This is a genomic window from [Anoxybacillus] calidus (genome assembly GCF_013760845.1).
Classification (GTDB): Bacteria; Bacillota; Bacilli; order Bacillales; family Anoxybacillaceae; genus Paranoxybacillus; species Paranoxybacillus calidus.
Genome location: NZ_JACDUU010000003.1, coordinates 318932 through 341095, shown reverse-complemented (window position 1 = coordinate 341095; position 22164 = coordinate 318932). Strand labels below are relative to the sequence as shown.

Genomic DNA, 22164 nt, shown 5'->3' with positions numbered 1-22164 from the left:
GGAGCAGCTCTTCTTTAAGAGCCTGCTCCTATTTTTCTAGCGCCATCTTATAAACTTGGCTTCCGTTTCGCTCCACGGATAATAATTCAACCGAGCAATCTTGAAAATGACGAGAAAGATGTTTGTGTATTTCTTTTCCTTTTCCAGGTTCAGCAAAGCAAAGCACCGTTGGCCCTGCACCGCTCAAGGCGGCACCGAATGCTCCATACTTTTTCGCAACATTTTGTACAGTCTGCAATTCTGGAATGATGGCCTTGCGATATGGTTGATGGAATACATCACAATCCATCATTTTCCCAGCTAAACTCCAGTTTCCTGTCAGTAATGCAGCCACTAATACATTGCTTACCGAGCTTGCTTCAACAGCATCATATCGTGAAAAATAATCGGGGAGAACACTTCTTGCCTCTGCTGTTTTTAATTCATAACGCGGAATCACAGCAACGAGATCAAAATCAAGATTGTTAACATGCACAATATTTGTCTCATCTCTCCTATGACTGCCAATGACGAGCCCACCGTATAAAGAGGCTCCTACATTGTCAGGATGTCCTTCAAAACAGCTGGCAAAACGCGCTTTTTCCTCCATTGTAAGCGAAAGACCGGCCAGCTCATTTGCCAATTCAATGCCGGCAATGATGGCCGCGGCACTGCTTCCAAGTCCACGCGTAAACGGAATATCGCTATATACATTCACTAAGCAGCTGGGAAGAATTTTTCCATACTTCTTTGCCAAGTGGTCCGCGACTTGAAAAATGAGATTGTCTTCACCCGTTGGAATATTTTCTACTTCCGGAGAGCAGGGAACAAATGTCCATTGATTGCTTAACATAACTTCCAATGTTAAATAGCGAGACACGGCCAAGCCGATTGAATCAAATCCGGGACCAAGGTTGGCTGTGCTGGCAGGAACAACAATCTTTAACATTTCATCTTCCTTCATTGATGAACAACTCCTTGAATATGTTGAAAAAGAATTTGTTCATCATTTGGAAGAACAAGCGGTTTTATATCAGCTGCGTCCATGGCTATATTCGGGTCTTTCAAACCGTTTCCCGTTAATACAGCAACAACCGTACTTCCTTTCGTAATTTCACCTGATTTCAATTGTTTTAATACACCGGCAATGGAAGCGCATGAAGCCGGCTCAGCAAATACCCCTTCTTTTCTAGCAAGAAGCTTATAGGCCTCTAATATTTCCCCATCTGACACCTCATCAATCTTTCCGTTTGACTCGTTTGCTGCCTGTACGGCCTTATCCCAGCTTGCTGGATTTCCGATACGAATCGCTGTGGCAATTGTTTCTGGATTCTCAATGACTTGATTGCGAACAATCGCCGCAGCCCCTTCCGCTTCGAAACCGCGCATTTGCGGCAGTCCGGTTTGATGTTTTTCATTATATTCTTTAAATCCTTTCCAATAAGCAGTAATATTTCCGGCATTGCCGACCGGAATCGCAAGAATATCCGGTGCTTTGCCAAGTTGGTCACAAATTTCAAAAGCGGCAGTTTTTTGTCCTTCGATTCGATATGGATTCACGGAGTTGACTAATGTAATCGGGGCAACCTCACTAAGGCGGCGTACCATTTTTAGTGCTTCATCAAAATTCCCTTGAATCGCAAAAATCTGCGCTCCATACATCACTGCCTGAGCCAACTTGCCCATCGCAATTTTTCCGTCAGGAATGACAACCATACAGCGCAAGCCGGCACGCGCCGCATACGCAGCAGCGGCTGCTGACGTATTGCCTGTCGAAGCACAAATAATGGTGCTGCTTCCTTCCTCTTTCGCTTTAGCGACCGCCATCACCATGCCACGGTCCTTAAAAGAGCCTGTCGGATTAGCCCCCTCTACTTTTACATAGAAATCAATCTCAAATCTTTTCGACAAACTTTCTAAGCGAATCAGAGGGGTATTGCCTTCATTCAACGAAATCATTGGTGTTTTCTCTGTAACCGGTAAATAGTCACGATATTGATGCAAAAGCCCTTTCCACATCATAGCTGCCCGTCTCCTTCAACACGATACGAACTTTTCACTTCCTGAACAACTTCTAAGTCGCGAAGCTTTTGGAAAATTTCCTCATAATCCTGAAGCGATGCCTTATGTGTAACAACAACAATCTCAGCAAGCTCGCTGTTTTTTAAAGGAAGCTGCAAAATCTTCTCAAAGCTGACTCCGTGCTCTGCAAAAACCGCTGTAATTTTCGCAAATGCCCCAACTTGATCTTTTACATGGATACGCAAGAAATATTTAGAAAAAATTTCGCAAGGCGACTTCAATCGTTTAGCATACTGAGGAGCAACAGCATTTCTGCCATTAACCCCTAATCTCATGTTTTTCATGACTGCTACTAAATCGGATACAACCGCTGTCGCTGTTGGAAGACTTCCTGCTCCTGGCCCGTAAAACATCGTTTCACCAACCGCTTCCCCGTAGACATAAACAGCATTAAATTCATCATTAACCGATGCAAGCGGGTGTGAATCAGGCAGCAACGTTGGTTGGACGCTTACTTCGACTTTGTCCCCGTCGCGATGAGCAATACCAATCAGTTTCATCGTATAACCGAGACGTTTGCTATAATTGAGATCTTCCTCCGTAATTTCCGTAATCCCTTTTACTTGTACATCATCTAAATCAATGTTCATCGAAAACCCTAATCGCGCTAAAATCGCCATTTTCCTCGCTGCATCTAATCCTTCTACGTCAGATGTTGGATCCGCTTCCGCATAGCCGAGCGCCTGCGCTTCAGCCAACACTTCTTCATAAGGTGCTCCATATTTGCACATTTTCGTTAAAATAAAATTCGTTGTTCCATTAACAATTCCCATCATTTTCGTAATCCGGTCTGAAGCTAATCCATCAACAAGGCTCCGCAAAATCGGAATACCGCCCGCTACGCTCGCCTCATAAAACAAATCACAGTGATTCTCTGATGCAACCGTTAAAAGTTCTGAACCATATAATGCCATTAAATCTTTGTTTGCCGTAACGACATGTTTGCCATTTCTTAACGCATTTAAAAGATGACGTCTTGTTTCTTCAATCCCCCCCATCACTTCAATAACGACATCGATTTCCGGATCATTAATCACTTCATTCACATCTGTCGTCAATAAATGAGCATCGATTTTCACACCGCGTTCCTTATATAAATCTCTTACAAGAACTTTTTTTATTTTCACAGGACAGCCGACTTGATGGCTTAATTTGTCTTGATGATTCTCAATAATTTTCACAACTCCACTGCCGACTGTTCCTAATCCTAACAAACCAACCGAAATCGGTTTTACCACTTTCCCCACCTCTTTGTATTTTTAGAATGAACATATGTATTTATATAGTAGACATTATAATTGATTATGGTTTTCTTTACAATCGTTATTTTTATCATCTTATATCTTGAAAACGCTTAACATCAAGTTAATTCCGAATTATTTAAATAAAAAAATTTTTATAAAAAATAAAAAGGAGCTGCCCAAAAGCAAAGTGTCACCCCTCACAACACAATATATAGGACATCACATCGGATCAATGAACGATATATTGTGAAATGTACGCGAGGTCAGACGCTTATGGGTCAGCCCCTTTTATTCATTAACAACGCTTCGTTTCGCGTAGCCATTCTTTATTTACTAGTGTTTCCGGCTTTTCACCATTTAGCACTAACATAATGTTTCGGCAGCATAATTCCATCATCGCTAAACGGGTCTCCATGCTTGCACTTCCGATATGTGGCAAAGCAACTACATTTTTCAATGTTAATAGCGGATGGGTTGCATCAATTGGTTCTTTATAAAAGACATCTAAACCAGCTCCGGCAATTTCCCCATTGACAAGCGCTTCATATAACGCATCTTCATCAACGACAGGACCACGCGAAGCATTAACAAAAATGGCTGTTTTCTTCATTTTTTTAAATGCTTCTTTGTCAAACAAATGACGTGTTTCATCCGTTAATGGAGTTAAACATACAACAAAATCAGATTGTTTTAATAACTCGTCAAATGAACAGTATGTAGCTCCAAGCATTTGTTCTGCTTCTTCATTTCTTGAACGGTTATGGTAAAGAATGTTCATGTCAAAACCTGTCGCCCGCTTTGCAACCGCCTGCCCAATTTTCCCCATACCCACAATGCCGATTGTTTTATGATGTACATCATAGCCTGCTAAAAGAAGCGGACTCCAGCTTTTCCACTCTCCTGCTTTAACAAACTCAGCCGCTTCAACTAGACGACGAGCCGTAGCCAACAATAAAGCAAATGTCAAATCTGCGGTTGTATCCGTTAATATATCAGGTGTATTACAAACAGCAATTCTCCGCTCAGTAGCAAACGTAATATCAATATTATCAAAACCAACTGCTAAGTTAGCGATGATTTTGAGATTTTGTCCAGCTTCTATAACTTCTTTGTCAATGCAGTCCGACAGCATCGTCAATAGCGCATCTGCTTTTTTCGCTTCTTCCAATAATACCTCTCGGGTAACTGGCACGTCCTCATACGGCCACATTTTGACTTCAGCGAATGACTGCAAACGTTCAATGATGGTGTCCGGCAATTTTCTTGTAATGAAAATGTACGGCTTATTCATGAATAGGACCCCTTTCAAAAGTTAAACTATTTCTACACTAGAATAGAAAAATTTCCATCTTTTTTCAAACAAAAATCAATAGGATAGCCCCCTATTCTGCAGCCTCTCGAAGAAGTCAAACGACTTTTCTTATTCTCACGAAAAGGACAGCCATTTAATTTTTGGTAAGTTGAACCGTTTTACCGGAAGCTCTACTAAATCATAAAATCCCTGTAAAAATTGCTCATATTCGCTGGAGTGGTTTAATATGTGTAACAACCTTTCTTCATATATTCTTTTCTGCTCTTCCTCCTGAGCCAAATAATATCCTTCAATGCATTCAAAATAATGAAGCGGAAACAACAGCCGGGAATAAATCAGCCGCCAAGAAAAGGTGGTAAGCGGCGTGACCCGTTGATATTCCGCAAAAAAGCTTTTCATTTTCTCCGCTTCAAACGATGAATTGGCATGATAAAAATAACGAACCCATTCCGCAAGATCGCGGGAACAATGGTCATATACCCATTCCGTGGGCAACTTTGTTCCCTGCCTCCACAACCGTTCTGTAAACCGCTGATGACAAATCGTCGCACAATCAACTGTATGCGGCTCGTCATCAAGTTCAGTGTCAACTAAATATTGAATCGCATTTTCCGTCAATCCTAAATAATAAGGGAAGGAGTCAACAAACATTCGTTCAAACGCATTTTCTGGATGCATTTGCACTTTGCTGCGCCAAAACATTTCCATCTGGTCTAACCTTTTTCCCCATAAATCTTTCCATTGTCCAATTCGTTTGCAATAATTCACGGAATATGGATAAGTCCGACCACGTTGGTGAAATTTTGCTAATTCTTTTCCTATGTTGATTGCTCTCGTATACGGCTGAATATGCTTGCGTAAAATAACAATCGGTTGTTCATGAATGTGAGCAATGATGGTGCCTGTTCTCGTTGGAACAAAGGAAGCAACTGCTGTATCTCCTTTTGATAACATATATGCGCTCATCTGATGCAATTCCGTCATTTCGCCTTCTGTTATATGGATTGCCGGCACAATAAAATACAAATAATTTTGAATGATAAATGTGTCATAACCGTCAGCTTTTTCAATTTTGTCCGTTCTTAATCCGTATTTTTCATAAATCTGTTTTTGCATCTTTTCCGCCCCCCTCTATGAAAAATATATGTAGATATTCAACAAAAAATCTGCATAAAGTTCCAAAGGGGGGTAATGATGAAAAAGAGAATATGTAAAAAAAATCACATTTCTATCATAATAAACGTATATATATCTAAAAAGCTTTTACTTTAGAAGAAATAGGTGACGATGATGAGTGAAGAGAAACGAATCATGAGTAAAATCGAGCAAGCAGCACGAAAATGGCTCGAGGAGCGCGGAGTTACCATTGAAGATATTGCGGAACTAGTGTACTATTTGCAGTCAAAATATCATCCTAACTTACAAATAGAAGAATGCATTCGTAACGTTGACCGCGTTATCGCTAAACGCGAAGTACAAAACGCCATTTTAACAGGGATTCAGCTTGACAAATTAGCGGAAAGCGGACTGTTAGATGAGCCGCTGCAAACAACCATCAAAAACGACGAGGGTCTATATGGAATAGATGAAATTTTAGCCTTATCGATTGTAAACATCTACGGTTCGATTGGCTTTACAAACTATGGTTATGTTGATAAAGAAAAGCCAGGCATCTTAAAATACTTAAATGATAAATCGAGCGGCAAATGCCATACTTTCTTAGATGATATTGTCGGTGCGATTGCCGCTGCTGCTTCAAGTCGTCTTGCTCACCGCGCCGCTAATACAGAATAACAGGGGCATGAACTTCATGACTTTGTGATTGAAGGAGGCTGACGCATAAGGTGTCTGACCTCACGCACATTCAATTATATAGCTTATTTATCCAATATTATGTCTTATACATTGCGTTGTGTGGGGGGGTGACACTTTGATATTAGGTCAGCCTCCTTTTGCATTGCGGCATGTTAACTTAAATACGATCCATCCACTCTTTTAGTGAATCGACTACATATGTCGGCTGCTTTTCATATTTCTTTAGCAATTCTTTTGTTGTTACCCCTGTATGAACGAGCAATGTATCCATCCCAGCGTTCATTCCGGCCATAATATCTGTATCATAATAATCTCCAATCATTAACGTATCTTCCCGGGGAACTCCTAAAACTTTCAAAGCTTGTTCCATAATGATTTTTTCTGGCTTGCCGATAAAGATAGGATTTACTTGTGTCGATACGGCGACTACGGAAGTTAATGAGCCATTACCAGGCAATAACCCTCTTTCTGTTGGAATCGCAATATCTCCGTTCGTCGAAATAAAGGTTGCCCCGTTGCGAACAGCCAAGCAGGCAATTGCTAATTTCTCGTAGTTAATGCTGCGGTCGATTCCCATAACAACAAATTCTGCATTTTCTTCAGCAAATGTAAACCCTTTTTCCTCTAAAGCGGTGCGAATGCCTTCTTCACCAATGACATAGACAGAAGCATTAGGTTTTCGTTCGAAAATATAGTTAGCCGTTGCCTGACTTGTGGTAAATACTTGCTCTTTTGTTGCTGGAATACCAAAGTTCTCAAGTTTTTTTGCGACTTGTTCTGGCGTGCGTGATGAGTTATTCGTAACAAATAAATAAGGAATGTTTCGTTTGTGCAATTCCTTAACAAAATCACGCGCTTCCACAATACATTCCGTTCCGCGATACATCGTACCATCTAAATCAATTAAATAGCCTTTGTACTTTTTCATTCCTATACACTCCTTTATGATACATAAAAGAAAAGCAAAAGCGCCCCAATTTCGCCTAAAGGGCTGCCCACACCTGTAGACAAACGGCGAAATGTCGCCATCCTAGCTCTCTCGAAGCCAAATGTTTTTCACCCGCAGAAGTGCTTGAGGGGAAGGTTATTTGGCACATGAGAGCTAAGCGCTGAAGCTAGACAATAACGAAAAGCGGAGGCGAGCGCCTAACGCCGTAGGAAAATGTTCTTCCGACGAGAAGCGCTTGCCGCTTCGATGGAGGAAGGTTATTTTCCACTAGGCGTTGCGAGCTGAGCTAGACAATCACATGAAAAACTGTATCGTATGTTTTATTTATTGTCAAAAAGCAAAAACGCTTCCTGTTTGAGAAAGCGTTTTTGCTTATTCAGCATAATCGTGTTTCTTGATTTCGTAATGACAAACATCATCGCCTTTTGCCATGCAAGCTTGCGACGTCACTTTTGAAGTTCCTAACCATTGTTGAAACAATTGCAGCTCACAATCACAGGCAGCTTGATAATCTTTAGCCACTTCAACGATTGGACAATGATGTTCAATGAAATGATACGTGCCATCTTTATCTTTTTTCAACTCTGTCATATAGCCTTGTTTATTTTGAATATGGGCTAATTCAACCACTTTTTCATCAAATGATTTATTTGCAAACTGTTCCTCATACATTTGTTTGATGCGTTCTTTCCGGTTTTGAAACAATTTCTCTACTAAATCTCGCCCTGCTACAGATTCAATATCTTTTAGAAAATCGAGAGCGATTTGCTTATAGCTTTGTGGAAATAGCTCTTCGCCCTTTTCTGACAATTCATAAACATTCATCGGGCGTCCCATCGCTTGACGAACAAGTATTGTCCGTACTAACTGATCACGTTCCAGTGTATTTAAATGACGACGCACCGCCATTTCTGTAATCCCTAGCTGCTTTGCCATTTCACTGACCGTTAAGCGTTTTTGGAATTTTAACATGTTTACAATTTCCTGTTTTGTTGAAGAGGACTTACTTTCCATTTCCTTCACCATCCTCTTCCTATTTTATATGATTTGCGATAATGAAACAATTTTTAAACAAAATTGTTTCATAAGTTAGTTACGGAAGGCAGAAACCGGACCGAGTTCATTTCGCAAATAGTCGCGAATCGCTATTGGATATGCTTCTAAAGCTGTAAAGTGTTTTGTTAACGTTTCCAATAATTCTTGGTGATTAATATTTGTATATTTTTGTACAAGCACTTTTCGATATTGAATAATTTCTTTTAATCCTTGTGCACTATCTGCGGTAATTACTTTTTCATCCGTTAAAATATCAATGATGTCTTCGTAGCTTCCCGGGTCACGCATAATAAATCCGTCAATCATCGCATTTCCAACATCGAGCACCGCTTCAATGAACAGGTGAGCAATGCGCTCAAGGGTTAATTGTTCAAATTCGGATTCCCATGTTTGCCGTTGTTTAAAGATGTACATTACTTTTTCCATGTACTGCAATGTTTCCTCAATTTTTTGCCGATCGACGAAATACATCCCCTTGTGCTCCTTTCTTATCTCCATTTACAATGTATATTTTATCACATATTTACAATATTCTGTTTCTTTGTTGCAGACATAGGCAAAAACGTTTGATATGATGAAGATATTGAAAATGATGGAGGTGTTTATGTATGGGAGAAAGATTTTTCCTTTATGATGATACGGTGCAAACAAAAACGCGGTTTGTTAGCTTTATGGGGGAAACTCAGCGATTTGATTTGGCTATTATGCAAACCGATCGTTTTTACGGAAAATATTTAGTGTTAGACTTACAAAGCAATCGATTTGCCATTATCGGGCAAGACGATCTAGATGAACCTGGATATTTGGAGCATGCATACAATTTAAGCGAAGAAGATGCCAATGATTTACGTTCATTTTTACAAGAATTTATCTAATATCACATCTTCCTTGCGGGGAAAGTATAAGCAAGGAAGGTGATGAACTATGAGAGATGAAGAAAAATACAGTGACTTTTCCAATGTAGAAGCAATGCACAATTTTCTTATACCAGAAACATTGCCTGAAGGTCCATATGGCTCTCCACGCGGAAAAACAGAGCCTGTCCAAAATAAAAGCACCCCTTGGAAAAAAGGACAGCGCTACCATAGTGCATTTAACTATGAATACAAATCATTTCATCAAGACATTCCAAGACAAGACCCAGGAGCTCATCCACCACACGATGAATAGGGGTCTGACCCCCACTCCATTAACGTATTAACGCTTTAAATTAGTGGGGGTCTGACCCCCATTACATTAACGTATTAACGCTTTAAATTAGTGGAGATCTGATCCCCACGTTTATCTTTTTACTTTGCGCAAAACAAAATAAGCACAACCGAAATTACAGTACTCGTACAAATACTCTGACAATGTACTTATTTTTGTGTCATATGTCGCTTTTTGATTATGGTCATCAAAAAAGCCTCTTAGCCGTAACTGATTGTATCCCCAATCTCCAACAATGTAATCATATTTATTTAAAATATCCGCATAACGTGCACGAAATGCCTCTTCATTAAACCCATTTTTCACATTTTCTACAAGTTCATAACATGTATTGTTAATACAAATCATCCCACTCACCTCGTCTTCCTCTTTAATCATAAATGATGAAACATTCCCAATCAATTACTGTTATCAAATATTTTAAAGTTAGCCATTCTGAAAGTGAGGGGGTGTTAAAGTTGAAAAAAACGTTACTTGTGTTATCGATGGGTGCAACGATATCATTATTTGGCTGTGCACAAATGGCGGAAAATAATAATGATGAGCTATTTGAACGCAGCGGAAATACGATTAATGTAACAGATCGCAACGAGTTATATAATGATGACGGCATACGAAACGGCAATGATTCACGCATGACGAACTTTGGCTATGTGCGTCATCAAAAAAGTCCGGTTCCCGGGGATACAAACAACTACACAAATATCCCTACATTAAACCGTGAACGAGTCGCTGATTTAATCAGCAAGTTATGTACACAATTGCCAAACGTCAATGATGTAGCAACGCTTGTCACAGATGAAGAAGTGTTAATTGCGTATGATACGGATACAAAAAACCGTTTTGAAACAGCAGACCAAGTAAAGAAAACCGCTCTTTCTGCTGTCCCGCGTTATTATCACGTGTACGTTGCCGACAATCCGCGCATGATAAGAGAAATTGAACGTTACGGCCGCTTAGATGCGAATAGTAGAAACATTGATCAAATCATCGATACGACCATTAAAGAAATGTTAAAATATCCGCAAGGCCGCAAACTAAGTGACGGTGAAAACGCAAATGGAGAAATGATAAACGAAATGAATGATCGTATTGATCGTGATTTCAATGATGGTTCAGCTAAACGAATTACTCCACAGCAAACCATGACAAAATAAAAAAATGAAAAACAGGGAACTGACCCATCAGTGTCTGACCTCACGTGCACTTCACAATATATAGTTTATTTATTCAATGTGATGTCTTATACATTGTGTTGTGGGGTCTGACACTTTATTTTTTGGTCAGCCTCCTGTTTTGTTTTACTCTTTTTCGTTCATTTGCTTTTGCTTTGCCGCAGCATTTACCTGCTCATCAGCATGATAAGAAGAGCGAACGAGCGGTCCTGCCTCACAATGACTGAATCCTTTGCTTAAAGCGATTTCCTTTAACTCCATAAATTCATGTGGATGATAATATTTTTCTACTTTCAAATGTTTTTTTGTCGGTTGTAAATATTGTCCAATTGTTAAAATATCAACATGATTTGCCCGCAAATCGTCCATCGCTTCTAAAATCTCTTCTTTTGTTTCTCCTAGTCCAATCATAATACTTGATTTTGTTGGAATATCCGGTTGCAGTTCTTTAGCACGGCGCAAAAATTCCAGTGAACGTTCGTATGTTGCACGGGCACGCACTCTTGGAGTAAGACGACGAACCGTCTCAATATTATGATTTAAAATATCTGGTCTTGCATCCATTAAAATCTTTAAGTTTTCATAAACGCCACCCATGTCGGAAGGAAGCACTTCAATCGTCGTAAACGGATTTTTGCGGCGAATTGCACGCACTGTTTCTGCAAAAACAGCTGCTCCACCATCTTTTAAGTCATCGCGGGCAACTGCTGTCACGACAACATGCTTTAAATTCATTAAGCGAACAGAATCTGCGACACGCTCTGGCTCCTGCCAATCAAGCTCTGTTGGCAATCCCGTTTTTACCGCACAAAAGCGGCAAGCCCGAGTACAAATATCCCCTAAAATCATAAATGTTGCTGTTCTTCTTACCGCCCAGCATTCATGAATATTCGGGCATTTCGCTTCTTCACATACGGTATGCAGCTGTTTTTCGCGCATCATTTTCTTTAAACCGATATAATTTTCATTTGTATTTAGTTTTATTTTCAACCATTCCGGCTTACGAACATGTTCTTCTCTCGTTGCCATTTATCTCACTCCACTATATGTAGTTTAATATCAAGATGATTGTAACATAAACAAAGACATCGGAAAAATTTTTTGCGGGAACAAACTCCTTTTATATAATTACCAATCATTATCAATTATGAAAAATGAACAATCTCCTTAAACTAAAAGTATGAAATCGGCTGAAAGGAGTAAAAAACGTGCATAAATTATTTGCTCTTATCACCAGCACAGCAATGTTTTTTTCTCTGTTTTTCCCTGCTTCCACGCAGGCAACAAAAGAGCAAGATGCTATTTATGAAAAACGAATGGAACTTTACAAAAAGGCGGAAGCGGTTTCTTTCATTCCGTGGTATTACTTTGCAGCCATCGACCAATATGAACGAAATGTCCGCCAAGTGCGCCGCGATATCCCAACAGCTGAAGGAGTACTTGGGATTTATATAAAACCAGAAATATGGGCAGGGCCGCTCAACAAGGACAAAAATGACACAAACCCATTTACGATTTCTCAATTTGGAGGGCTCGGAGTAGATGGAAACGGCGACGGTATTGCTGATAGAAAAAATGATGAAGATGTCATTTTTGCCATCGCTCGCTACCTTCAATCTTACGGCACCGACCATGAACATATAAAAATCGCGTTATGGGAATACTATCAACGGAGCAAAACGGTCGATTTAATATTAGGGAAAGTAAAAATTTACAAGAAATATGGGACATTAAAGTTAGACGAGCACGCTTTTCCACTCCCGCTTTATACGAATTACAGTTATAAAAATACATGGGGCGATGCAAGAGGCTGGGGTGGAAGACGAATTCACGAAGGAACTGATATATTTGCTGGTTATGGAGTGCCAGTTCGTTCAACTTGCTATGGCATTGTTGAGTTAAAAGGTTGGAATAAATATGGCGGATGGCGCATTGGGATTCGTGATATTAACAATACGTATCATTATTTTGCTCATTTAAATGGCTTTGCGAGTTATTTGCATGAAGGACAAATTGTTGAGCCGGGAATGATTATCGGATCGGTTGGAAGTTCTGGCTACGGTCCGCCGGGAACAGCAGGAAAATTCCCTCCTCACCTTCATTACGGAATGTATAAAGATAACGGATACACAGAATGGTCATTTGACCCGTACCCTCACTTAAAACATTGGGAAAGGTTAGAAAAGTTAGAAACAGCGAAGAGCAGAAAATGAGGTCGACCGAAGCCGACCTCATTCTTTATGCTTTTGCGTTTTGTTCTTTATTACCGCATGAATGATACTAGCCGCAAGACTTCCTAAAATTACAACGATACCGATAACCATCATTACTACAATTGTGCATAAATTTGACAATATGTTTATAAACCTGTTATTCTGACGGCATTTCAATGGAAGGATCGACATTGCCGCCATTATTATAAAACTTTGGTACTTCCCCTGAAATGACTTGCATCGCTATAGGAATATTGTTCGATACGGTCGCTGTTTTCGTCGCAAATGGAATGACGACTTGAACATTTACTTCAATTTGTATATAAACTTTCACTAATGCATTATTAATTCCAAACGGCTGAATCGTCTCTTTTACATCTGATTCAACATTACCCATGATATAAAACCGCACTGGAATACGAGGACCAAGGTTCCCAAGAAGCGTATTATTTGTGGCTTGCCCTAATGGAATATAATAAATAATTCCTTTTTCTTTCGGTTCTTTCGGTTTAATATCTTTGTCATAAAATTCTAATTCATCCAAATTCCCTTCCATCGCTGCTTTCAAACTGGTTTGCACACTATCATTCGTTTTTGCAAGCACATGTTGAACAACAGCAGCATCAAAATCAATAGAAGAAATTTTTCCGTATTCATCCTTTTCCACCTTAATTAAGTTATTCACATCAATATCACCGTTGAGAATTTGCTGATCAACAGAGCTGTCAATGATAAGATTGGCAATCCGCTTCGTTTCCTTTTCAGCAATATCAATTAATGTCGGCTCAATTCCCTTATTAATAATCCAAATACTGATTGCTGTCGATAAAATAAAAAATACTGTCGTCAACAAAAATACATAACGAAAAGGTAACGGTCCTGCCTGTCTCATGCGGATGGGAAACTTAGCCAATAAAAATCCCCCCTTTACAAGCTATATGTATGCCGTAAAGAGAGGACATAGCGCAGTTTATTTGTATTATTTTTCTTAATTTGCTACTATTGCTGTTTCACAACTCTTAATCATTGCATTTCATTTCATAACCCGATTCATAAGATGTCTAAGATGCATACGACAGATTAGTTGGAAGTAACTGTCCCAAATATATAGCTATATCATTTTTAATAACGCATCTTTTCCTTTTGTACCAACCGTAATGCCTAGTTCCTCAGCGGCAATCGTCACTGATTCAAGCGGAGCTTCCAACAGCTGCTCAATTGTGCGAACTCCGACAGCTCTTCCGGCAATAATGCCCCGACTCTTTAACTTTTCATTTAATAATCCTACATCCAATGCTCCGCACATAATATAACCTTTGTCACTAGTAACAGCTAACAAATTCGTTTTCGGCAATTGAACAGAAATAGCGATAAATGGATGATTTTCAATAAAAACCGGTGTTACGGTAACCATTTTCCACCACGCCCCCTTCCTCTACTTCAATGTATGAAGAGGAAAGAAAATCGTGCCTAAGTTTTATATAAATTGCTTAATTTCCAGGCGAGAACATCGCGCAGGAACTCCGGCATATAATATTCCTTCCGTTCCGCACGGCGAATCTCTGGATAAAGATTGCCAAATGTAAACATATCAATCGTTGCTACTGCATACGTTTTTTCTAAATCAAGCGGTTCCCCATTAATAAAAATGTGTTCGATATGTTCAAGTCCGTCGCTCAGCCTCTCTGTTTCGAGCTGGACGCCTTCGTACGCCATCTGTCCCATGATTTTACCGCGAAATCCTAGGCCTTTTATTTGTAATGTTTTCATCCGCTCTGTAGCAGCCTGCAAAATCACTTCCTTTAGTTCATCCCCTCTCAAATACACTTTACAAGGATTAATCGGATGCGGGCAAATGCGATGTAAATCTTTTTTTGTTACAATCCCCTTATAGAGCGGCTCTAATAATACCCCGGCGTTGACCATGCCGATATCACCGTTGCACCACTCTTTTAACGCCTCGGCTAACAATTTCGGAAATCTCGAAGGAGCAAACCAGTGTAACTCTAAGTCTTCTGTTAATTCAACAATTGTTTCGCCCAGTTTTTCTTCACTTTGATGATAAAGACTCGCCAATTTCTGTTCCGTATCACCGCATTCCTGCAGCTCAGAAACTGTAATAATCGAAGCTTTCTTATCAAACGTTTTTGTTTCGTCATCGATCTCTATTTTCACAACCCCGATATACTCACCATATTTTCCTGCTCCACATAGTAATGCATTGCGAATATATTGCCCTTCTGGAAGCAAATGATGCGTATGAGCACCAAGAATAAGATCAATATCCGTAAACATCTCTGCTATTTGTTCGTCTTCATGAATTCCCAAATGAGACAGCAAAATAATAAAGTCCACCTGAGGCTTCAGTTCTTTTAATATCTCTTTTAATACAGCAAACGGATTTTCAATTGTCCAGCCGAGTAATTCATAAAACTTTGTAAAATGAATCGTTAAACCGATCACTCCGATTTTCAATGTTTCAGACAACGGAATAATGAAATACGGCTGTGCCCATTTCGGTCTTTCCCCGCTTCGTGTAAACAAATTCGCAACAAGAACCGGGAAATCAGCTTTTTGATACAATTGGTTTAAATGTTCATAAGGCAGAGTAATCCCTTCATTATTGCCGATGGTCACTGCATCATAACCTAAGTCATTTAACAGTTCAACATTTGCTTTGCCATTCGTTGCTTCTGTAATCGGATGAGACCGGTCAACAAAATCTCCGATGTCGAATAAAAGCATTGTTTCATTTCTTTGTTGATGAACCTTTCTTTGCTTCTTTAAAAACCAAGCAATTCTCGGCCAATTTTCAAAATGACTGTGTATATCATTTGTATGATAAATATAAATGGTTCTTTTCAAGCATCAGCATCCCCTTTTATCGCTATTTTAGGCAATGCCTTGATAAATAAGACGAATACCAAGAAGAATCAGCACAATGCGCAAAATCATTACAATCGTTTTACTTTTTAACCTTTGATTAATCCATGCTCCAGTCTTTGCGCCAAACCATACTCCTGGAATAAGCGCAAGAGTAAACATCCATTGAACATTTCCTAACATAATATGAGTAAATGAACTTACTAAGGAAGATAAACAGATAATAAACATGGTAGTTGCCACCGCTACATGCGGTGGGAAGAAAAATAATAGAATCATTGCCGGCACCATTAAAGAGCCGCCACCAATACCAAACAAACCACCAAAAAAGCCAACAATAAAGGAAATCAGGATAGCGGGTACTGGATGATAACCGTAAGTAATGGTTTCACCCTCGTTCGTTATATATGTACGAATAAGCTTTAAATTTTTCCTTTTTCTCTCATTAGCAGAGCGCCCTTGCAACATGAACAAGAACGAAGAAAAAACGAGAAACATTCCAAAATAAAGTGAAAAATGAGCTACATTTAACAAATTGTTTACCCATGCTCCAATAATAGCTCCAGGGCCGCTTCCTAAAAAGAAAAGAAGACCGCTTTTGTAATCCACCGTCTTATGTTTCATGTAGCTTAATGTGGAAGATAATCCGTTAAAAATAATAACGACAAGCGACGTACCAACCGCTACTTGCGGCGATATCTCCGGCAGAAAAGCGGTTGCTCCTAAAAACAACAAGGCTGGCACAATGATGACGCCGCCTCCCAACCCAACTAAACTTCCAATGGTCCCTGCTGTAAATCCAATCAAAATAAGCAATACGTATTCCATCTTTTCCTCTCCGTTCTAAAATAAATCTAACTGCCGAGGCGCTAAATCAGTATATTCGATGCCCAGCATTTGGATAAGCTGTTTTGCATTATCCGCTGCATCACCGCCAGAGTTATTGTTAAACAAGACATAAATATTTTCCGTCTTCTTTTCTAATTTCTTTAAATGTTCCACCCACTCTGCTAATTCTGCTTCATTATAACGGTACAAATAACGAACCGCCCTCCAATTTTCTTCACTCGGTCTATTCCATCCATAAACGTTTCGGCCATGAAGACGCACAAGCGTTTTCTTTGAGTCAGTCGGATAAAGAACGGTCGGAATCGATCCTTCGCCTGCCTGCGGTTCATCACAAATGCTATGAATCCATTTTTCCTCTTCCATAAATTTTAATGTTTTTTCATAAAAACGCGGTGTAAACCATGATTGATGACGAAACTCAAGCGCTACCGGCACATCTACCATTTGTTCACGACACCAGCGCAAGTACATAACATGCTCCCGGCGGCAATCAAACCAAGGAGGAAATTGAAATAACACCATCGCCAGTTTTCCTGCTTCAATAAATGGTTCGATCGATGTTAAAAATGCAGAAAACATTTCTTCTTTATTTTTATACGGGATTTCTCCACGCTCATGCCCCGTCATTCCTTGATACGCTTTCACAATAAATTGGAACGACTTCGGCGTTTCGCGAATCCATTTTTCGACATTTTGTCTCGGCTGAATCGCATAAAAATAAGAATCAACCTCTACCGTTGGGAAATGGGCAGCATATTCCTGTAATTTGTCTTTTGCTGATATTCCAGATGGATAAATACTGTCGTGGTCTCCCCATCCGGTTAGTCCGACGTAAATCATATTCATCACCTGCAATTTCATCATACCATAAGTACAGAGCAGTGAGAAAAAGGATCGCATCTCCTGCTATCCATCTAACGAGAATATCATATCGACCTAAAAACAAGAAAACCGATTATCCGCCTTGTTTGACGAATAATCGGTTTGTTTTCGATTTTTTATTAGCCGATAGAACCTTCCATTTCGAACTTGATGAGACGGTTCATTTCCACTGCATATTCCATTGGAAGTTCTCTTGTAAATGGCTCAATGAAGCCCATAACAATCATTTCTGTCGCTTCTTGCTCAGAAATACCGCGGCTCATGAGATAGAACAATTGCTCTTCAGATACTTTCGATACTTTCGCTTCATGTTCAAGCGAGATGTTGTCATTTAAGATTTCGTTATATGGAATTGTATCTGAAGTCGATTGGTTATCCATAATTAATGTGTCGCACTCAATGTTGGAACGCGAACCTGATGCTTTGCGGCCAAAATGAACAATACCACGATATGTTACTTTACCGCCTTGTTTAGAAATGGATTTTGAAACAATCGTTGAAGATGTGTTTGGTGCAAGATGAATCATTTTTGCACCAGCATCTTGGTGTTGTCCTTTACCGGCAATCGCAATGGAAAGAGTTAATCCGCGTGCCCCTTCTCCTTTTAAGATAACAGCTGGATATTTCATCGTTAATTTTGAACCGATGTTACCATCAATCCATTCCATCGTTGCGTTTTCTTCGCAAACGGCGCGTTTCGTAACAAGGTTAAAGACGTTGTTCGCCCAGTTTTGAATCGTTGTATAGCGGCAGTAAGCACCTTTTTTGACGATGATTTCAACGACTGCACTATGCAATGAGTTTGTTGTATAAACTGGTGCTGTACATCCTTCTACGTAATGAACATGTGCGCCTTCATCAACGATAATTAACGTGCGCTCAAATTGTCCCATGTTCTCAGAGTTAATACGGAAATACGCTTGCAACGGCGTATCCACTTTCACTCCTTTTGGAACATAGATGAATGAACCACCTGACCATACCGCAGAGTTAAGTGCAGCAAATTTGTTATCCGTTGGTGGCACTACTTTGGCCCAGTGCTCACGGAAAATATCTTCATTTTCTTTTAAAGCTGAATCTGTATCTTTAAAAATAACGCCCAGCTTCTCAAGATCTTCTTTCATATTATGGTAAACAACTTCTGATTCGTATTGTGCAGATACCCCTGCTAAATATTTTTGTTCCGCTTCTGGAATACCAAGTTTATCAAATGTTGCTTTAATTTCAGCAGGGACTTCATCCCAAGAGCGTTCAGACTTTTCTGATGGTTTTACATAATAAGTAATTTCATCAAAATCTAAGCTTGATAAGTCTCCGCCCCATTGCGGCATTGGCATGCTGTAGAAAATATCCAATGCTTTTAAGCGAAATTCTAACATCCATTCCGGTTCATTTTTCATGCGCGAAATCTCTTCAACAATCTCTCTCGTTAAACCGCGCTTCGCACGGAAAATCGAAACATCTTTATCGACGAACCCATACTTATATTCGCCAATTTCTGGCATTTTTTTCGCCATCTGCATTCGCCCTCCTTTTTAAGCGTTACAGCTATTACTTATCCGTATGCAACCCTTTTTCCATCGCTTTCCAAGCGAGTGTCGCACATTTAATGCGAGCAGGGAATTTGGAAACTCCTTGAAGCGCTTCAATATCTCCTAAATCAATAGAATCATCATACTCTTTTCCTTGCATCATCTCAGAAAACACTTTTGAAAGTGCTAACGCTTCTTCCACCGTTTTCCCTTTAATCGCTTGCGTCATCATTGAAGCGGACGACATCGAAATCGAACAACCTTCTCCTTCAAACTTCGCATCAACAATTTTTCCGTCTTCCACTTTCATTGTTAAATGGATACGGTCACCGCACGTTGGGTTGTTCATGTTAATATCGACGCTGTCGCCCTCAAGAACACCGCGATTTCTTGGATTTTTATAATGGTCCATAATCACTTGGCGATAAAGCGTATCTAAACGATTATCAAAAGACATGACTGAAATACTCCTTTGTTTTCTTTAATGCAGCAACAAGCTTGTCAATGTCTTCTTCTGTGTTATATAGATAAAAGCTTGCCCGTGCTGTTGCAGAAACATTTAACCACTTCATGAGCGGCTGAGCGCAATGATGGCCAGCACGAACGGCAATCCCTTCCGCATCAAGAACAGTTGCCACATCATGCGGATGAACATCTTCGATATTAAATGTCACTAATCCCGCACGCTCTTTCGGTCCATAAATCGTTAATCCTTCAATTGTGGACATTTGTTCTAGTGCATATTGTGCTAACTTATGCTCATGAGCAGCAATGTGATCTAAGCCGATTTGCTCAAGGAAATCAATAGCAGCTCCTAGACCAATAGCTCCGGCAATGATTGGTGTACCGCCTTCAAACTTCCAAGGAAGCTCTTTCCAAGTTGACTCGTACAGACCGACAAAATCAATCATTTCGCCGCCAAACTCAACAGGCTCCATCTTCTCAAGCAATTCCTTTTTACCGTACAACACGCCAATTCCAGTCGGTCCGCACATTTTATGCCCAGAAAACGCTAAAAAGTCGCAATCTAAATCTTGAACGTCAATTTTCATGTGCGGGGCACTTTGTGCACCGTCAACGACCATAATCGCCCCGTTTTTATGAGCAATCTTAGCAATCTCCTTGATTGGATTAATTGCTCCTAAAACGTTGGACACTTGCACAACAGAAACGATTTTCGTATTTGGCGTTACTGTTTTCTCCACTTCTTCAAGGCTGATGGAGCCATCTTCTTGAAGCGGGATGTATTTTAATGTTGCTCCCGTTTGTTTGGCAACTTGCTGCCATGGAATAATATTGCTGTGATGTTCCATATACGTAATGACAATTTCATCGCCTTCACGAAGGTTAGCGCGTCCGTAGCTTGCCGCTACTGTGTTAATCGCCGTCGTCGTTCCGCGCGTAAAAATAACTTCCGCACTGGATCTTGCATTAATAAACTTGCGCACTTTTTCGCGTGCACCTTCATACGCGTCCGTCGCTTTTGTGCCAAGCGTATGCACGCCACGATGAACATTCGAATTGTACTCACGATAATATTGCTCGAGCGCTTCAATAACTGGAAGAGGCTTCTGAGAGGTTGCAGCGCTATCAAGATAAACCAAAGGCTTTCCGTTTACTTCCTGACTTAAAATAGGAAATAGCTTACGAACCTCTTTTGCATCCATTATTTAACTTTCCTTTCGATAACTTTAATTAATTGTTTTTTTACACCTTCAATTGGAATTTCGTTAACGACAGGTGATAAGAAACCATGAATAATTAAACGTTCTGCCTCTACTTTTGGAATACCGCGGCTCATTAAGTAGTAAAGCTGTGTAGGGTCAACACGGCCAACAGAAGCAGCATGACCAGCTGTTACATCATCTTCGTCAATTAAAAGAATCGGATTCGCATCTCCGCGCGCCTTGTCGCTTAACATAAGCACACGCGATTCTTGTTCAGCGTTAGATTTCGATGCGCCATGCTCAATTTTGCCGATACCATTGAAGATGGAAGTTGCGCTATCCTTCATCACGCCATGCTTTAAAATATATCCTTCTGTATGTTTGCCATAATGAATGACACTTGTTGTAAAGTTTTGCGTTTGTTCACCGCGACCGACTACTACCGTTTTTGTATCGCCGTATGAGCCATCACCAATTAAACGGGTAATGTTTTCAGAAACGGTATCACCGTCGTTCATTAAACCTAACGCCCACTCGATGCGACCGTCGCGACCTGCGATTCCACGGCGGTTCACATATGTTGTTACACCTTTCGCTAAATTATCTACAGCACCAAAGAATACGCGTGCATTTGTATTGGCAAATACTTCAGCAATAATATTCACAACGGCATTCGCTGTTTCATTTGTTGAAATATAGTTTTCAACATATGTTACTTTACTATTATCATCAGCGACAACAATCACATGGTTAAATAATGTTGCTTCCGGATTGTCATGAACATAGACAGCTTGGAGAGGTACATCTACTTCCACATTTTTTGGTACATATACGAATACACCGCCATTGATCAGTGCTGCATGCAATGCCGTCAAACGGTGTTCATCCACTTTTACGCCATCTTTCATGAAATATTTTTGCACAAGTTCACTATGTTCACGCACGGCTGTAAAAATATCCGTAAAAATAACACCTTTTGCCTTTAAATCTTCAGACAGGGAAATGTACGCTGCTGTATTATTACGCTGTACATATAAATTCTTATTTTCTTCGTTTAAATCAATGAGCGCTTTTACTGCTTCTGGAAGTTCTTCTAAAGAAGAAAGCGGTTCGCTCTCTACAACATGGTTTGCAAATTGTGTAAAATTCCATTTATCAATTTTGGTTTTGTCTGGCTTTGGTAATGGCAACTCTTCTGCTTTTGCAAGAGCTTGTAAGCGAAGATTTAAAAGCCAGCTAGGTTCACCGCGTTCTTCAGAAAACGAACGCACATAATCTTGATTGAATGGTAATTTCGTCTCAACCTTCATAATAATC

General features: G+C 40.0%; 24 protein-coding genes. 5 read left to right on the top strand and 19 right to left on the bottom strand.

The genetic code is table 11. The features are described from left to right. Positions 1–28: 28 nt before the first annotated feature. The 5 genes from thrB to yutH form a co-directional block, all read right to left on the bottom strand. Positions 29–943, bottom strand: a complete 915-nt coding sequence (thrB, locus tag HNQ85_RS08500; protein WP_181537305.1) for a homoserine kinase — start codon at positions 941–943, stop codon at positions 29–31. Next, positions 940–2001, bottom strand: a complete 1062-nt coding sequence (gene thrC, locus HNQ85_RS08495; protein WP_181537304.1) for a threonine synthase — start codon at positions 1999–2001, stop codon at positions 940–942. The genes thrB and thrC overlap by 4 nt, the downstream gene beginning before the upstream one ends. Then, entirely contained in the window at positions 1998–3299 is a 1302-nt protein-coding gene (locus HNQ85_RS08490) for a homoserine dehydrogenase (protein WP_181537303.1), read from the bottom strand. Before HNQ85_RS08490 ends, thrC begins: the two co-directional genes overlap by 4 nt. Before the next feature lie 301 nt (positions 3300–3600). Further along, positions 3601–4596, bottom strand: coding sequence for a 2-hydroxyacid dehydrogenase (locus HNQ85_RS08485; protein ID WP_181537302.1), 996 nt, complete (start codon positions 4594–4596; stop codon positions 3601–3603). A gap of 135 nt (positions 4597–4731) precedes the next feature. Further along, the gene (yutH, locus tag HNQ85_RS08480; RefSeq protein WP_181537301.1) at positions 4732–5733 is read right to left on the bottom strand and encodes a spore coat putative kinase YutH; all 1002 of its coding nucleotides are present in this window, start codon (positions 5731–5733) and stop codon (positions 4732–4734) included. 174 nt (positions 5734–5907) lie between these two features. On the opposite strand from yutH, the gene HNQ85_RS08475 reads away from it, so the two are divergent. After that, positions 5908–6411 carry a phosphatidylglycerophosphatase A family protein gene (locus HNQ85_RS08475; RefSeq protein WP_181537300.1) on the top strand — a complete coding sequence of 168 codons (504 nt, stop codon included), beginning with the start codon at positions 5908–5910 and terminating at the stop codon, positions 6409–6411. A gap of 178 nt (positions 6412–6589) precedes the next feature. On the opposite strand, the gene HNQ85_RS08470 is transcribed toward HNQ85_RS08475, so the two are convergent. From HNQ85_RS08470 to HNQ85_RS08460, 3 genes are all read right to left on the bottom strand, one after another. Beyond that, positions 6590–7360: a TIGR01457 family HAD-type hydrolase gene (locus tag HNQ85_RS08470; RefSeq protein ID WP_181537299.1), complete on the bottom strand. Its 771-nt coding sequence runs from the start codon at positions 7358–7360 to the stop codon at positions 6590–6592. Between the two features lie 393 nt (positions 7361–7753). Next, on the bottom strand, positions 7754–8395 hold the full coding sequence (locus HNQ85_RS08465; protein WP_181537298.1) for a helix-turn-helix transcriptional regulator: 642 nt from the start codon (positions 8393–8395) through the stop codon (positions 7754–7756). 75 nt (positions 8396–8470) lie between these two features. Then, a complete protein-coding gene (locus tag HNQ85_RS08460; RefSeq protein WP_181537297.1) occupies positions 8471–8908 on the bottom strand; it encodes a DUF86 domain-containing protein in 438 nt (145 codons plus the stop codon). Between the two features lie 137 nt (positions 8909–9045). Here HNQ85_RS08460 and HNQ85_RS08455 point away from each other — a divergent pair, with 137 nt between their 5' ends. After that, positions 9046–9312 carry a DUF3055 domain-containing protein gene (locus tag HNQ85_RS08455; RefSeq protein ID WP_181537296.1) on the top strand — a complete coding sequence of 89 codons (267 nt, stop codon included), beginning with the start codon at positions 9046–9048 and terminating at the stop codon, positions 9310–9312. A 49-nt stretch (positions 9313–9361) separates the two neighbouring features. Next, positions 9362–9607, top strand: coding sequence for a cytosolic protein (locus HNQ85_RS08450; RefSeq protein ID WP_181537295.1), 246 nt, complete (start codon positions 9362–9364; stop codon positions 9605–9607). Between the two features lie 111 nt (positions 9608–9718). On the opposite strand, the gene HNQ85_RS08445 is transcribed toward HNQ85_RS08450, so the two are convergent. Further along, the gene (locus tag HNQ85_RS08445) at positions 9719–9994 is read right to left on the bottom strand and encodes a YutD family protein (protein ID WP_044748569.1); all 276 of its coding nucleotides are present in this window, start codon (positions 9992–9994) and stop codon (positions 9719–9721) included. Between the two features lie 110 nt (positions 9995–10104). Here HNQ85_RS08445 and HNQ85_RS08440 point away from each other — a divergent pair, with 110 nt between their 5' ends. Further along, positions 10105–10803, top strand: a complete 699-nt coding sequence (locus HNQ85_RS08440; protein WP_181537294.1) for a YhcN/YlaJ family sporulation lipoprotein — start codon at positions 10105–10107, stop codon at positions 10801–10803. A 144-nt stretch (positions 10804–10947) separates the two neighbouring features. Here the strand turns inward: HNQ85_RS08440 and lipA are convergent, their stop codons facing one another. Further along, positions 10948–11850: a lipoyl synthase gene (lipA, locus tag HNQ85_RS08435; RefSeq protein WP_181537293.1), complete on the bottom strand. Its 903-nt coding sequence runs from the start codon at positions 11848–11850 to the stop codon at positions 10948–10950. 215 nt (positions 11851–12065) lie between these two features. Here lipA and HNQ85_RS08430 point away from each other — a divergent pair, with 215 nt between their 5' ends. Then, positions 12066–13034: a M23 family metallopeptidase gene (locus HNQ85_RS08430; RefSeq protein WP_181537411.1), complete on the top strand. Its 969-nt coding sequence runs from the start codon at positions 12066–12068 to the stop codon at positions 13032–13034. Positions 13035–13191: 157 nt separating this feature from the next. On the opposite strand, the gene yunB is transcribed toward HNQ85_RS08430, so the two are convergent. The 9 genes from yunB to sufD form a co-directional block, all read right to left on the bottom strand. Beyond that, positions 13192–13947, bottom strand: coding sequence for a sporulation protein YunB (gene yunB / locus HNQ85_RS08425; protein WP_246326820.1), 756 nt, complete (start codon positions 13945–13947; stop codon positions 13192–13194). Positions 13948–14145: 198 nt separating this feature from the next. Further along, a complete protein-coding gene (locus HNQ85_RS08420; protein ID WP_181537292.1) occupies positions 14146–14448 on the bottom strand; it encodes a YunC family protein in 303 nt (100 codons plus the stop codon). Positions 14449–14504: 56 nt separating this feature from the next. Continuing rightward, on the bottom strand, positions 14505–15899 hold the full coding sequence (locus tag HNQ85_RS08415) for a bifunctional metallophosphatase/5'-nucleotidase (RefSeq protein ID WP_181537291.1): 1395 nt from the start codon (positions 15897–15899) through the stop codon (positions 14505–14507). A 27-nt stretch (positions 15900–15926) separates the two neighbouring features. Further along, positions 15927–16745, bottom strand: coding sequence for a sulfite exporter TauE/SafE family protein (locus HNQ85_RS08410; RefSeq protein ID WP_181537290.1), 819 nt, complete (start codon positions 16743–16745; stop codon positions 15927–15929). Positions 16746–16760: 15 nt separating this feature from the next. After that, entirely contained in the window at positions 16761–17606 is an 846-nt protein-coding gene (locus HNQ85_RS08405; RefSeq protein ID WP_181537289.1) for a DUF72 domain-containing protein, read from the bottom strand. Positions 17607–17767: 161 nt separating this feature from the next. Further along, entirely contained in the window at positions 17768–19165 is a 1398-nt protein-coding gene (sufB, locus tag HNQ85_RS08400) for a Fe-S cluster assembly protein SufB (protein ID WP_181537288.1), read from the bottom strand. A gap of 34 nt (positions 19166–19199) precedes the next feature. After that, positions 19200–19637, bottom strand: a complete 438-nt coding sequence (sufU, locus tag HNQ85_RS08395) for a Fe-S cluster assembly sulfur transfer protein SufU (protein ID WP_181537287.1) — start codon at positions 19635–19637, stop codon at positions 19200–19202. Beyond that, on the bottom strand, positions 19627–20847 hold the full coding sequence (locus HNQ85_RS08390; protein ID WP_181537286.1) for a cysteine desulfurase: 1221 nt from the start codon (positions 20845–20847) through the stop codon (positions 19627–19629). The genes sufU and HNQ85_RS08390 overlap by 11 nt, the downstream gene beginning before the upstream one ends. Further along, entirely contained in the window at positions 20847–22157 is a 1311-nt protein-coding gene (gene sufD, locus HNQ85_RS08385; protein ID WP_181537285.1) for a Fe-S cluster assembly protein SufD, read from the bottom strand. The genes HNQ85_RS08390 and sufD overlap by 1 nt, the downstream gene beginning before the upstream one ends. Between the last annotated feature and the right edge of the window lie 7 nt (positions 22158–22164).

Coding starts and splice junctions, on each gene's coding strand:
- HNQ85_RS08470 (WP_181537299.1), bottom strand. CDS start 7,360: ATGAAAAAGTACAAAGGCTATTTAATTGATTTAGATGGTACGATGTAT.
- HNQ85_RS08405 (WP_181537289.1), bottom strand. CDS start 17,606: ATGATTTACGTCGGACTAACCGGATGGGGAGACCACGACAGTATTTAT.
- HNQ85_RS08475 (WP_181537300.1), top strand. CDS start 5,908: ATGAGTGAAGAGAAACGAATCATGAGTAAAATCGAGCAAGCAGCACGA.
- HNQ85_RS08445 (WP_044748569.1), bottom strand. CDS start 9,994: ATGATTTGTATTAACAATACATGTTATGAACTTGTAGAAAATGTGAAA.
- HNQ85_RS08430 (WP_181537411.1), top strand. CDS start 12,066: ATGTTTTTTTCTCTGTTTTTCCCTGCTTCCACGCAGGCAACAAAAGAG.
- HNQ85_RS08485 (WP_181537302.1), bottom strand. CDS start 4,596: ATGAATAAGCCGTACATTTTCATTACAAGAAAATTGCCGGACACCATC.
- HNQ85_RS08455 (WP_181537296.1), top strand. CDS start 9,046: ATGGGAGAAAGATTTTTCCTTTATGATGATACGGTGCAAACAAAAACG.
- HNQ85_RS08390 (WP_181537286.1), bottom strand. CDS start 20,847: ATGGATGCAAAAGAGGTTCGTAAGCTATTTCCTATTTTAAGTCAGGAA.
- thrB (WP_181537305.1), bottom strand. CDS start 943: ATGAAGGAAGATGAAATGTTAAAGATTGTTGTTCCTGCCAGCACAGCC.
- sufB (WP_181537288.1), bottom strand. CDS start 19,165: ATGGCGAAAAAAATGCCAGAAATTGGCGAATATAAGTATGGGTTCGTC.
- sufU (WP_181537287.1), bottom strand. CDS start 19,637: ATGTCTTTTGATAATCGTTTAGATACGCTTTATCGCCAAGTGATTATG.
- HNQ85_RS08460 (WP_181537297.1), bottom strand. CDS start 8,908: ATGTATTTCGTCGATCGGCAAAAAATTGAGGAAACATTGCAGTACATG.
- lipA (WP_181537293.1), bottom strand. CDS start 11,850: ATGGCAACGAGAGAAGAACATGTTCGTAAGCCGGAATGGTTGAAAATA.
- HNQ85_RS08450 (WP_181537295.1), top strand. CDS start 9,362: ATGAGAGATGAAGAAAAATACAGTGACTTTTCCAATGTAGAAGCAATG.
- HNQ85_RS08465 (WP_181537298.1), bottom strand. CDS start 8,395: ATGGAAAGTAAGTCCTCTTCAACAAAACAGGAAATTGTAAACATGTTA.
- HNQ85_RS08420 (WP_181537292.1), bottom strand. CDS start 14,448: ATGGTTACCGTAACACCGGTTTTTATTGAAAATCATCCATTTATCGCT.
- HNQ85_RS08410 (WP_181537290.1), bottom strand. CDS start 16,745: ATGGAATACGTATTGCTTATTTTGATTGGATTTACAGCAGGGACCATT.
- yutH (WP_181537301.1), bottom strand. CDS start 5,733: ATGCAAAAACAGATTTATGAAAAATACGGATTAAGAACGGACAAAATT.
- thrC (WP_181537304.1), bottom strand. CDS start 2,001: ATGATGTGGAAAGGGCTTTTGCATCAATATCGTGACTATTTACCGGTT.
- sufD (WP_181537285.1), bottom strand. CDS start 22,157: ATGAAGGTTGAGACGAAATTACCATTCAATCAAGATTATGTGCGTTCG.